The organism is Roseobacter fucihabitans, assembly GCF_014337925.2.
GTDB lineage: Bacteria > Pseudomonadota > Alphaproteobacteria > Rhodobacterales > Rhodobacteraceae > Roseobacter > Roseobacter fucihabitans.
In genome coordinates this window covers 2,699,132-2,712,079 of sequence record NZ_CP143423.1, presented here as the reverse complement: position 1 = coordinate 2,712,079, position 12,948 = coordinate 2,699,132, and the positions used below count along the sequence as shown (strand labels likewise).

Below are 12,948 nucleotides of genomic sequence, written 5' to 3'. Positions count from 1 at the left end.
AACTTGGCGACTGTAGAGCTTTCGAAAATCAACAAGTATTATGGTGACTTGCACGCCCTGAAAAACGTGTCCCTATCGGTGGCTGACGGTGCTTTCGTCGTTTTCGTGGGGCCATCGGGTTGTGGTAAATCCACCTTGCTGCGCGCGATTGCGGGTCTGGAAGGGGTGAGCAATGGCACGATCAACATTGACGGCCAAGACGTCACGAACCTTGAACCAGCTGATCGCGACCTGTCGATGGTTTTCCAGTCATATGCGCTTTATCCGCACATGACTGTGCGTGCGAATATGGAATTCGGCATGAAGGTCAACCGCATCCCGCCCGCTGAGCGCAAAGCGCGCATTGAGGAGGCCGCGCAGGTTTTGCAACTGACTGAGCTGTTGGAGCGTAAACCGGGACAGCTTTCTGGCGGGCAGCGTCAGCGCGTGGCGATCGGGCGGTCGATCGTGAAAAACCCCAAGGTTTTCCTGTTCGATGAGCCGCTGTCGAACCTTGACGCAAAACTGCGGGTGCAGATGCGGATCGAGCTTGAAGCGCTGCACAAGGAACTGGATGCAACGATGATCTATGTCACCCATGATCAAGTTGAGGCCATGACCATGGCAGATCAAATCGTTGTCCTGAACGGTGGGCGGATTGAACAAGTCGGATCACCCATGGATTTGTATCACGCACCGGCAACAGAATTTGTTGCCGGGTTCATCGGGTCGCCCGCCATGAATATTTTTTCTGCGACCAACGCATTGGGAGCAGATTTTGCTGTGCCAAGCGGCACCTCAAAACTTGGCATTCGGCCGGAACATGTCCAATTGGGCGACACGGGTCATGCGGGCATCATACGTGTCAAGGAAAAGCTGGGCAGCGAAAGCTACCTTTACATCATGGCAGGGGATGACACGCAGATCGTCGTCAAGACGGATGGGGAGGACAGCTACAACGCCGGGGATACAGTCAATATGATCTTTCGCGAAAATCGGCTGCACCATTTTGATGCCGATGGACAAACGCTGAAATGAGGAGCCGCCCATGAGCACATGGACTTCCCAGATGGACAGCCTGATTGCGCCAGCTGTTGCGCGCTCGGAAGTGACGGACGAAGTTGTCCTGGGGGCGGGCAGGTTGCGTGATACCGGCGCGCTGGTGGCCCGGATGACCCGCATGCCCCGCGTGCTTCTTTGTGCGGATGAAGCAGGGTTTCAGGCGGCGGGACAAGCCGTTGTCACATCGCTGGAAGCCGCCGGGTTTGAGGTGGAGGCGCATGTTCTGCCGGTCAACCCGCTCCCAAAGGCCTCCGTAGAAGAGGCGGAGCCCTTTCGCGTCGCCCTGGCGGCTGACGCGGATCTTTTTCCAGTGTCCGTCGGATCAGGGGTGATCAACGACCTTACCAAATATGCAGCCTTCAGGACCGACCGCCGCTATGTGACCGTGGCGACGGCAGCTTCCATGGATGGCTACACCAGCGCCGGGGCACCCTTGGCCGAGAACGGTTTCAAAGTGACCATTCCGACCCGCGCGCCCATCGCGATGCTGGCTGATCTTGATATCATAGCGACGGCACCGGCCGAGATGAACGGTTGGGGCTACGGCGATCTTGCGGGCAAAGTCCCAGCGGGAGGCGACTGGATTTTGGCAGATGCGCTTGGCGTGGAGCCGATCGACACTGTCGCTTGGCCCATGGTGCAGGATCATCTGAAGGGGTGGCTTGCCGGGCCAGATGGTGTGCGCTCAGGTGAGCGTGACAGCTTGGCGCGCTTGTTTGTGGGCCTGGCAGCGGTCGGCTTTGCGATGGAAGCCCATGCCAGCTCGCGCCCTGCATCGGGGGCGGATCATCAGATCGCCCATATGTGGGAAATGGAGGGCCTCACGCATCAGGATCAAAAGGTCAGCCATGGCGCTGCGGTCTCTGTCGGGTGCGTCGCTGCGCTGGCGCTGTTTGACTGGTTGCTGGATCAAGATCTGAGCCGCTTGAATGTAGCGGATATTCTGGGTGCGACCCCCAGCCTGCAAGCCCGCAAAGAGGCCCTTTTGAACGCCATCGACGCGCCGAAGATCGCGCAGAAGGCAGGGGTGGAGCTTGAGGCCAAATTCGCAACCGCGGACGTGCATGCGGCCCGGTTGATGGTCCTAAAGGATTGCTGGCCAGCATTGCGCAACCGTTTGCAGAGCCATCTTTACCGCCATCAAGACATGGCCGATATGTTGCGACAGGCCGGTGCCCCAGCCTTTGCGCGCCAGATCGGGGTAACGCCGGAGCATCTGCTTTCGACGATGCGTGCCGCCACCTTCATCCGCCGCCGGTATACGATTTTTGATCTGCTGCATGATATTGGCCAGACCGAAGCGGCATTCGCGGCGGTCATGCCCAAACTCATCTCCGGCAAATCGGCGATGGCCTCATGACACTCAAGAAACTTGCATCCCGCGCGATCACCGAAATCGGGGCCGTTCTGGACAGCGCGCTGCCACATCAGGTTGAGGTGATGGCCGCGCCAATCCTGAACGCCAAACGTATCGCCCTTTACGGCGTGGGACGCGAGGGGCTGATGATGAAGTCGCTTGCGATGCGGCTGTTTCATTTGGGGCTGGATGCGCATGTGGTTGGGGACATGACAACGCCGCCGCTTGGTACAGGTGATATGTTGATTGTCAGCGCGGGTCCGGGTGAATTTTCCACAGTCAGCGGTTTGATTGACGTCGCCAAGACCGCAGGGGCAGCCACCATGTGCGTTACCGCAACGCCAGATGGCACGGTGCCGCAATCCGTGACCCATGTGGTTCACCTTGAGGCGCAAACCATGGCGAATGATCAGGAGGGCGCGACCTCGGTTCTGCCTATGGGCTCGCTGTTTGAAGCGGTACAGTTCCTGTTCTTTGAAATGGTAATCCTGCATTTGCGGGATCAAATGGGTCTGAGCGCTAATGCAATGCGCGCCAATCACACCAATCTGGAGTAGCCTATGACGTGGCAAGACAGGTTTTCGATTGCTGGTAAGGTCGCTTTGGTTACGGGCGCATCCTCTGGCATCGGGGCGGAGATCGTGCGGGTCTTTACGCAGGCTGGTGCGACTGTCATCGCGACCGGGCGTTGCGAACACCGCCTGAACACGCTTGCACAGCAGACCGCCTGCACCACGATTGCGGCGGATATTGCCACGGTGGAGGGCTGTGAAAGCGTCATCACGCAGGCGCTGGCAGGACAGGAACAGGTCGATATTCTGGTCAACTCGGCTGGCGTCGCGCTTGTCGGGCCCGTTCTTGAGTTTGACCCGGCCGACTGGGACCGGACGATGGCGATCAACCTGCGCGCGCCGTTCCTTTTGGCCAAAGGTGTGGCACCTGGGATGATCGCCGCAGGGGGCGGGAAGATCATCAACATCTCCTCGCAGACCGGGGTGATCGCGCTGCCCGACCACGCCGCCTATGCAGCGTCCAAGGGAGGGTTGAACGCGCTGACCAAATCGCTGATGGCCGAACTGGCCCCGCATAACATTCAGGTCAACGCGATCTGCCCAACGGTTGTTCTGACCGAAATGGGTCGGCAAATCTGGAGCCCGCCGGAAAAGTCCGGACCGATGATTGCTGCAACCCCGTTGGGCCGGTTCGGCGAACCGGTCGAGATTGCCGATATGGCGCTGTACCTTGCTGCACCCGCCTCTGATCTGGTCAACGGGGCGCTTATGATGATCGAAGGGGGTTTTTCCAGCGTATGAAGGGTTTTGGCGTTTATACTTGCATGTGGACCCTGTCCCGGGATGCGAACGGGGCGTCTCGCAGGCTTTGGAAGGCCAACGTCCTTGAGATCGAGACGCAGCGCTGTGTTGTCTATGCGGCATCATAGAACGGTCAGGCTTATGCCCACATCTCACCAACTGGCCAAGGTCACGACACTGCTGGAGGCCGCCGCCAAATGCGCCTACAGATCAAAACGGCAAAACATTCGCGCGCCGGTATCCATGAACGGCTTGGAAATTTCGCGAGGGTATCTCAAATTGTCATCCCGAAAACTGACCCGTTCCAAACCAACCTGGAGACCACGCGAAACGTCTGGCAAGGTCAGTATGTTGATTGGAGAGATCAGTGTGTGTCAAACCAGATAATTATCAGGTAAAATGCCATTCAAGATTACAAATGAAACGCAATATTCAGTGAAAGAGATGGCCACGCGATGACCAAAATGCTCAAGGCATCGACCGACACCTGCCATTGGGGCTTTTTTGACGCCGCTTTGCAGCCCGTCATGACACTCGAAAGTGGCACCGAGATCACAATCGACACCCTCTCTGGTGCGCCCCGGAATTTGCCCGGCGATGGCTTTCATGTGCCCCCTGAACTGCTGGAACTGCATGCAGCGGGTGTGCCTTCTGTGCCGGGACATCTGCTGACGGGGCCCGTTGCCGTTGCCGGTGCGATGCCGGGGGATGTGCTGCAGGTCGATATTCTGGAGGTTTCATTGCGACAGGACTGGGGTTTTAACTTTATCAGGCCGCTGGCCGGCACCCTTCCTGCTGATTTTCCAACGCCGCATCACACGATTATCCCGCTGGATGGTGAGCGCGGTATCGCCACGTTGCCCTGGGGTCTTGAACTGGATTTGAACCCATTTTTTGGTGTTATGGCGGTCGCGCCGCCCCCCGCCTGGGGACGGATTTCCACGATTGAACCGCGTGCCTTCGGGGGCAACATCGACAATAAGGAACTGATTGCGGGTACAACGCTTTACCTGCCTGTTTTCACAGAAGGCGCGCTGTTTTCATGCGGTGATGGTCACGGTGCCCAAGGGGACGGCGAGGTCTGCGTCACCGCCATTGAAACCGCGCTTCAGGGGCGCTTTCGGCTCAGCGTTCGCAAAGATCTTGACCTCACTTACCCGCAGGCTGAAACGCCCACTCATTATATCACGATGGGAATGGCCCCCGACCTTGATCGCTGCGCTGAGATGGCCTTGCGTGATATGATCGCATTGGTGTCAGAGCGGGCCGGTATCTGCCGCGAAGATGCCTATATGTTGTGCAGTCTCGCGGGGGATCTGAGGATCACGCAAACAGTGAACCGCGAAAAAGGTGTCCATATGATGATGGCGAAAAACCTGATTGATCGTGGCTGATCAGAGGCCCGGTTCTGATAAATCGCAGGCGGCGAGCAACATTGTGCGGGCCGTGTCCCGGTTGCAGAGCCTGCCCTGGCAAGCCGAAATGGGCTTGTCCACAGCGCCATGCAGATTGCCGCGATAAATCCCTCAATCTCGGTCCGAAGGCCGTCAAACCATGGTGCCTGGGTCGGCTGATTCACTCATTTATTTACCCGAACCGGTTAAAAAAACGGCAATCTGTTGAGACTTTATGCCATGGTCTCAGAGGGTTAAGTTTTAATTTGACCTTGCGCTCTTGAGAAGTGCCTATGAAGTCAGGCATAACTCGCTAAAAATATAAGCTCGATCCGATTTGAAGGACGAGCAACAACAAGGAGAATCCTGAATGAATTTTAAGACCCTGATTATGGGGGCGTCATGTGCGGTTGGACTCGCGCTTTCACCCCTCTCCGCTATGGCGCAGAACCTTGTGTATCTGGTCCAGCCGGAACCGCCCTCGCTTGCGTCGTTTCTGTCCACCTCAGGGCCGATTGGCCTTGTAGCCCCCAAAATTTATGACGGTTTGTTTGATTATGACAATGATCTGAACATCGTACCCTCTTTGGCCGAAAGCTACGAGGTCAGCGAAGACGGCAAGACCGTGACATTCAAGCTGCGCGAGGGCGTTCAATGGCATGACGGCGCGCCATTCACCTCCGCCGATGTTGCTTTTACGGTCATGGAAGTACTTAAGAAAGTTCACCCACGTGGTCCGAACTCTTTCCGCGAAGTATCCTCCATCGATACGCCCGACGACTTCACGGCTGTTTTCAATCTGGACAATCCTGCCCCCTACATGCTGCGCGCCCTGTCTGCCTATGAAAGCCCGATTGTGCCAAAGCACCTTTTGGACGGTACAGACATTCGCAGTTCTGATCTGGGAACCAATCCCGTCGGCACCGGTGCTTTCACATTTACGGAATGGAAAAAGGGCCAGTATATCCGCCTCGACAAGAACGAGAATTACTGGAAGCCCGGTTTGCCTCTGATCGAACGCATCGTCGGGCGCTTTGTGCCGGATGCCTCGACGCGTACCGCTGCCATGGAAAACGGCGAAGTGATGTATGGTGCTTACGGCGCGATCCCCAACATCGACGCCGTTCGCTTGCGCGAGATGGATGGATTTTCGGTGACAACCGATGGTTATTCGATGATCAACCCGATGGCCTTGATCGAGTTTAACACCACCAAACCCCCCTTTGATAATCCGGCCATGCGTCGCGCTGTGTCGCTGGTCATGGACCGTCAGTTCCTGATCGATAACATCTGGTTTGGCTACGGCAAGCCTGCGACCTCGGCTTTGTCCTCCAACTTTGACAAGGTTGGCCTCTATAAATCGGGACTGCCGAATTACCCGGCCACGGGCGATCTGGAAGCTGCGATCAAAGAGCTTGATGATGCCGGGATCATGCCAGATGGCGACGGTGTGCGCGCAAGCATCACGATTGATCTCATCCCTTACGGTGAAGACTGGCGCCGGGCCGGTGAGTACATGAAACAGGCGATGAAGCCGCTGGGGATCGAAGTCGAGTTGCGTTACGAAGACGTGCCCACATGGTTGAACCGTATCTATGCGGATTACGACTTTGAGATGAACGTGAACTACTTTTACCAGCTGCCTGACCCGGTGCTGGGCGTTCACCGCCATTACGGTACGGACCAGATTCGTCAGGGTACGCATTTCGTGAATTCTTCACGCTATTCCAATCCGGAACTCGACGCCCTTCTGAATGCCGGTGCACAAGAGCCTGATGCGGCAAAACGTGCTGAGATCTATGGTCAAATCCAGACGATCCTGGCAACGGATATGCCGGTGGCGAACCTGTTCGAGATGGAATTCCTGACCGTCTATAACGAAAAACTGGCAGATCACGCGACTTCTGCGTTGGGTGCATATGGTCCGTTCGAGAAGGCCTCGGTCTCCGAGTAACTTTCACGTCACATAAAGTCCATAAGGGCACCGGTCAGCAGATATGACCGGTGCCCTCTACCAAAAGGGTCACGACTAAATGGAAAGTTCAAAGCGGCGCACGAGATATGTGCTCAAGCGTCTCGTACAAGCCATTCCGATTGTTCTTGCCATTGTGGTGCTCAATTTTTTCCTGCTGCAACTGGCCGAAGGTGACGCTGTTGATGTGCTCGCAGGCGAGGCGGGATCCGCAACACCGGAATACATGGCCGAATTGCGTGAAAAATTCGGTCTCGACAAACCGCTTATCGTGCAGCTGGGCGTCTACTTGAAAAACGTTGTCAGCCTCGATCTGGGCTATTCCTTCCGACACGATATGCCCGTCAGCGAGCTTGTGTTTGACCGTTTCATGCCGACTTTGCTGCTCATGACCTCGACGATCCTGCTGGCCGTGGGCTTTGGCATCATCCTGGGTCTCGTCGCGGCTTCGGGGTTGAACACGTGGCGCGATACGGCGATCTCGATCTTTGCGCTGATCACCTATGCGACCCCTCTGTTTTGGGTGGGTCTGATGTTGATAGTGGTCTTTTCGCTGAACCTTGGGTGGTTCCCGACCTCGGGAATGGAAAACTTCTCGATGTTCTATGAGGGCTGGGACAGGGTCGTGGACATCGCCCATCATCTGGTGCTGCCGACCATCACCCTATCGCTGTTTTATCTTGCGCTTTACACCCGGCTGATGCGCGCGTCGATGCTGGAACAAGCCGGACAGGACTATGTCACAACAGCCCGTGCCAAAGGCCTCACGGAGCGCCGTATCGTTTTTGTCCATGTCTTGCGCAACGCCCTTTTGCCGGTCGTGACCATGGCGGGCGTGCAGGTCGGCGCGCTGATCGGAGGCTCGGTCATTGTGGAATCCGTCTTTGCCTGGCCAGGTCTGGGGATGCTCGCATTCGAGGCGCTTTTTGCCCGTGATCTGAACCTTCTTCTGGGAATTTTCCTGCTCTCTGCCGTCCTTGTGGTGGCCGTAAATCTGGTGGTCGATATCATTTACTCTACGCTTGATCCGCGCATCGAGATGGCCTGATCCATGGCATTCTGGAAACTCTTCGCGCGCAACCGCTCCGCTGTCATGGGGATGATCATCCTCGTGGGTATCTTTTTGATGGCGATCACAGCGCAGATCTTTTTCCCCGCAGATCCGTTCAGCCTGGCGGGTCAATCCATGTCACCCCCCGGCCAGAACGGCTTCCTGTTGGGCAGCGATTCGCTGGGCCGTGATGTGGCGTCTGGTATTGCCCATGGGGCCAAGACCTCCCTGCTGATCGGCTTGCTTGCCACGCTGGTTGCCGTGTTTATCGGCGTCATCATGGGCGCACTTGCGGGCTATTACGGCGGTATCGTTGACAATCTGCTGATGCGCACGACCGAAATGTTTCAGACGATCCCCTCGTTTCTCTTTGCGATCCTGTTGGTTGCGATCATGAAGCCCTCCATTGAAAGCATCGTCATCGCCATCGCCGTGGTGTCCTGGCCCGCCGTTGCGCGGCTGGTGCGCGGCGAATTCCTGAGCCTGCGCAGCCGCGAATTTGTGCAGGCCTGTCACACGCTGGGCATGGGCGACATTCGCATAATGCTGGGGGAAATCCTGCCAAATTGCCTGTCACCGATTATCGTTATCGGCTCCCTTATGGTGGCTACGGCGATCCTGATCGAAAGTGGGCTGGCCTTCTTGGGGCTGGGCGATCCCAATATCATGAGCTGGGGTTTTCAGATCGGTGCGGGGCGGACCTTGCTGCGCTCGGCCTGGTGGGTCTGCACCTTTCCCGGTATTGCCATTCTGCTGACTGTGCTCGCCATCAACCTTGTGGGGGAAGGCCTGAACGACGCGCTCAACCCCCGTCTGAGGGACCGCTCATGACCCGATTGCTTGAGATCACCGACCTGCATGTCGGCCTTCCCGCCGGGGGGCAGCGCGAGTTTGCGGTTGAGTCCGCGAATTTTCATCTGAATGCGAATGAAATCCTCTGCGTGGTGGGCGAATCCGGTTCGGGCAAGTCCCTGACTGCCCGTGCCATCATGGGTTTGCTGCCCAAACCCCATGTGCATATTGCCAAGGGACAGGTCAATTTTCTGGGCGAGGACCTGACCGCTGTCAGCGAGGCCCGTTTGCGGCAAATCCGCGGATCCGAGATTTCCATGATCTTTCAGGAACCGATGACCGCGCTGAACCCGGTGATGACCATCGGCAACCAGATCGACGAGGTTTTCCGATTCCACGAGAAAATGCCCGGCCATGAGCGGCGCAGTCGCGCGCTTAAACTCTTGCGGGACGTGCAGCTGCCCGACCCGGAACAAGCCCTGAGCGCCTATCCGCACCAATTGTCAGGTGGGCAACGCCAGCGCGCGATGATTGCCATGGCCCTTGCCCTTGATCCCAAAATCCTGATCGCGGATGAGCCGACGACGGCGCTGGATGTGACCACCCAAGCGCAGGTGTTGCGCCTGATCAAAGAGATGCAGGAAACCCACGGCACCGGCGTTGTTTTCATCACCCATGACTTTGGCGTTGTGGCCGATATTGCCGACCGCGTGGCGGTCATGCAAAACGGTCTGGTGGTTGAGACCGGCACCACAGAAGAGGTCCTGCGCAACCCGACCCACCCCTACACGCAAGCCTTGATGGCGGCCGTGCCCAGTCTGATCCCGCGCGCGGCACGCCCGCGGTCTGACGAAACGGTCCTGCGGGTCAACGGGTTGACCAAAACATATACTGGTGGTGGCGGGCTGTTTGGCGGTAAGGCGCGGGTGGTGCATGCGGCCAAAGAGGTAACGCTCGATCTGACACGGGGCGAAACGCTGGGTATCGTTGGCGAATCAGGGTCCGGCAAATCCACGGTTGCACGGTGTATCGTGCGCCTGAACGATGCAGAGGCCGGGGAAATCCTGCTGGGGGATATTGATCTGCGGCCACTGGGGCGCGCCGCCCTGCGCCCGCACCGTGCGCAAATCCAGATGGTGTTCCAGGATCCCTTTGCCTCGCTCAACCCACGCTCGAAGGTGGGGCGGATCATCGCGCAGGGACCCGAAATGTATGGTGCCAGCAGTGACGAAGCGCGCGAAAAGGCGCTGGAGTTGCTGCGCATCGTGGGGTTGGATGATCGCGCCTATGACCGCTTTCCCCATGAATTTTCTGGCGGTCAGCGCCAGCGGATCGGGATCGCACGGGCGCTGGCGCTAGAACCCAAGATCCTCGTGGCCGATGAACCTGTCTCTGCTTTGGATGTCTCCATTCAGGCGCAGATTCTTGATCTTCTGGATGAAATCCGCGACCGCATGAACCTGTCGATGATCTTTATCACGCATGATCTGCGGGTCGCCGCACAGGTCTGTGACAGGATTGCGGTCATGCAGCGGGGTGAGGTGGTTGAGATCGGCCCGACGGCGGAAATATTCGCCAACCCGCAGCATCCCTATACCGCTGAATTGCTGGCGGCTGTTCCGGGCAAGGGGTGGTTTTCAGCCGAAGGGCAGACGCTGACCGAAGCGTCATAAGGGCGTTTGCGGGGTCTGCCGGGGCAGGGGCCTTACATCAGGCGTTTCATGGCGCGCGGCTGATCAGCTCCGGTGGGGTGTAAATCTGCGAGTGCGCCAGGCCTTCGGGGGCGGCTTCGATCTCGACCAGACAGGAATGCGCAATCGGCCCTTGCGCCAAACGTGATGTGCCCTTGTCGGGGGTCAGCACATTCGGATTGCCGTTGCGGCAGGCATCTGCCTGCGGATCATACCACGCCCCGGTTGAAATCTGAACCACGCCGGGCATGATGTCGTCACTGACCTCCAGGCCCGCAATGCAGGTGCCACGATCATTGAAAATCCGCACGACCTGCCCTGGGACCAGCCCGCGTGCTGCGGCGTCTGCGCTGTGCATCATGCAGGGTTCACGCCCCTTGATCCGGCCGGACTGGCTGACAATCCCATGATCCAGCTGCGAGTGAAGTTTGGTGCGGGGCTGGTTCGAGATCATGTGCAGCGGGTAAGCACGCGCATCGCCCAACCACTCAACCGGCGTCATCCATGCCGGATGGCCTGGACAATCGTCATATTCGAACCCCGCAATCGTTTGCGAAAATATTTCGATTTTGCCGCTCGGGGTCTTTAACGGATGGGCCACCGGATCCTTGCGAAAGCTTTCCAGCATAATCATGTCCTGCTCAGGCTCTGGCACCCGAAAGTAACCATCGCGCTGGAAACTGTCCCAATCGGGCAGGCTCACGCCCTCACGCGCTGCGGATTGACGCGAAATATCATAGAGCCAGCGTTGCCAGTCCTCTGGGCTGCGCCCCTCGGTAAAAGCGGCCTCAACCCCCATCCGAGCGGCGATCCCGCAAAAGATATCATGATCACTTTTGGCCTGCCCTACGGGGTCGATCGCCTGATCCATGACGACCTGAAACGGGTCCTTGGGCGTCAGGGCGATATCGCTGCGCTCAAGCGGCGTCGTGCAGGGCAAAACAATATCAGCGTGGCGCGCCAGGCTGTTCCAGCACCATTCGTTGACGATCACGGTCTCGGGGCGCGCCCAGGCCCGGCGCATGCGGTTGAGGTCTTGATGGTGGTGAAACGGATTGCCACCCGCCCACCAGACCAGCCGGATATCAGGATAGCTCCGGCTTTGCCCGTCATAATCAAAATACCCGCCGGGGTTTTCGAGCAAATCCGTCACCCGCGCCACGGGGATGAAATCCGGCACCGGGTTGTGACCCTGGGGCAGGGAGGCATACTCAATCTGGCGTCGATTCAAACCAACGTTGTTCATGGCGGAATACCCGAAACCCAAGCCCGTGCCCGGCAGTCCGATCTGGCCCAGCATCGAGGCCAGCGCAATCGCCGCCCAGAAGGGCTGCTCTCCGTGATCCTGCCGGGTCAGGGACCAGCTCACCGAGATCATCGTGCGTTGTCTCGCCATGCGCCGGGCGAGGGTTCGGATCTTATCGGCAGGAATGGCACAAATGTCAGCGGCCCAATTCGCGCTCTTTGGGATCCCGTCCGTTTCACCGCGCAGGTAAGCCGCAAACCGATCAAACCCCGCGGTGTATTTGGCCAGAAACGCCGTATCGTGCAGCGCTTCATCCAGCAAAACATGGGCAAGCCCAAGCATCAGCGCGGTGTCCGTGGAGGGGCGCGGCGCGATCCACTCGGCCTGCGCCACTGCGTCCATATCCGTCTTGAGCGGCGAGATATTCACAAAGGTCACGCCGGCTTCTGCGGCGCCTGTGATCCCGGCTTTTTGGACATGCGCCCCAAGCCCGCCCTGGGATATCTGGCCATTCTTCAGCGGCACACCCCCGAAGGCCACGAACAGCTCGCAATGTTTGGCAATGGATTGCCAGCTTGTTGTGCTGTCCAGCGGGCCGCGGAAATCGCCCAGCACATGGGGGACGAGGACTTCTGCGGCGGCAAAGCTGTAGGTGTTTTTCGAGCCGGTATAACCGCCAATGCAATTGAGGAACCGCTTGAGTTGGCCCTGCGCGTGGTGAAAACGCCCCGCACTGGCCCAGCCGTAGGACCCGGCATAGATCGCGCGGTTTCCATGCGTCTCAATCACGCGGCTCAACTCAGCCGAAACCAGACGATCCGTCTCTGCCCAGCTGACCTCAACAAAAGGCTCTTCGCCCCGCAAATGGCCCGCGCTGCCTGGCCCACCTTCCAGCCAGCTTTTGCGCACCATTGGGGCCGTGATCCGTGTTGGCCCGTCCAGAACACCCGCAATCCCCTGACCAATCGGCGATGGGTCACCGTCCTGCTCAAACGGGCGCAGCGCCGTGACACCTCCCGCGTCTACATCGACGTGATAGGTGCCCCAATGCGCGCTGGTCAGAAGGTCCCGGTGAGTCTGTTTCATGATAA

The 12,948-nt window shown here is 58.2% G+C and carries 10 protein-coding genes; 9 read left to right on the top strand and 1 reads right to left on the bottom strand.

Annotated elements, in window-relative coordinates; all coding sequences use genetic code 11:
* Positions 1 to 3: 3 nt before the first annotated feature.
* The 9 genes from ROLI_RS13270 (at position 4) to ROLI_RS13230 (ending at position 10,593) form a co-directional block, all read left to right on the top strand.
* Positions 4 to 1,017, top strand: coding sequence for an ABC transporter ATP-binding protein (locus tag ROLI_RS13270; RefSeq protein WP_187430309.1), 1,014 nt, complete (start codon positions 4 to 6; stop codon positions 1,015 to 1,017).
* Between the two features lie 10 nt (positions 1,018 to 1,027).
* Positions 1,028 to 2,401, top strand: coding sequence for a sn-glycerol-1-phosphate dehydrogenase (locus tag ROLI_RS13265; protein WP_187430308.1), 1,374 nt, complete (start codon positions 1,028 to 1,030; stop codon positions 2,399 to 2,401).
* A complete protein-coding gene (locus ROLI_RS13260; RefSeq protein WP_187430307.1) occupies positions 2,398 to 2,955 on the top strand; it encodes an SIS domain-containing protein in 558 nt (185 codons plus the stop codon). The genes ROLI_RS13265 and ROLI_RS13260 overlap by 4 nt, the downstream gene beginning before the upstream one ends.
* 3 nt (positions 2,956 to 2,958) lie before the next feature.
* A complete protein-coding gene (locus ROLI_RS13255; RefSeq protein WP_187430306.1) occupies positions 2,959 to 3,711 on the top strand; it encodes an SDR family NAD(P)-dependent oxidoreductase in 753 nt (250 codons plus the stop codon).
* Between the two features lie 455 nt (positions 3,712 to 4,166).
* Positions 4,167 to 5,105, top strand: a complete 939-nt coding sequence (locus ROLI_RS13250) for an acetamidase/formamidase family protein (RefSeq protein ID WP_187430305.1) — start codon at positions 4,167 to 4,169, stop codon at positions 5,103 to 5,105.
* Between the two features lie 370 nt (positions 5,106 to 5,475).
* Entirely contained in the window at positions 5,476 to 7,059 is a 1,584-nt protein-coding gene (locus ROLI_RS13245) for an ABC transporter substrate-binding protein (RefSeq protein WP_187430304.1), read from the top strand.
* 79 nt (positions 7,060 to 7,138) lie between these two features.
* Positions 7,139 to 8,125, top strand: a complete 987-nt coding sequence (locus ROLI_RS13240) for an ABC transporter permease (RefSeq protein ID WP_187430303.1) — start codon at positions 7,139 to 7,141, stop codon at positions 8,123 to 8,125.
* A gap of 3 nt (positions 8,126 to 8,128) precedes the next feature.
* On the top strand, positions 8,129 to 8,959 hold the full coding sequence (locus ROLI_RS13235) for an ABC transporter permease (RefSeq protein WP_187430302.1): 831 nt from the start codon (positions 8,129 to 8,131) through the stop codon (positions 8,957 to 8,959).
* Positions 8,956 to 10,593 carry an ABC transporter ATP-binding protein gene (locus ROLI_RS13230; RefSeq protein ID WP_187430301.1) on the top strand — a complete coding sequence of 546 codons (1,638 nt, stop codon included), beginning with the start codon at positions 8,956 to 8,958 and terminating at the stop codon, positions 10,591 to 10,593. The genes ROLI_RS13235 and ROLI_RS13230 overlap by 4 nt, the downstream gene beginning before the upstream one ends.
* Before the next feature lie 46 nt (positions 10,594 to 10,639).
* On the opposite strand, the gene ROLI_RS13225 is transcribed toward ROLI_RS13230, so the two are convergent.
* Positions 10,640 to 12,943 (bottom strand): molybdopterin guanine dinucleotide-containing S/N-oxide reductase, encoded by a 2,304-nt coding sequence (locus tag ROLI_RS13225; protein ID WP_187430300.1) that lies wholly within the window; start codon positions 12,941 to 12,943, stop codon positions 10,640 to 10,642.
* Positions 12,944 to 12,948 lie beyond the last annotated feature (5 nt).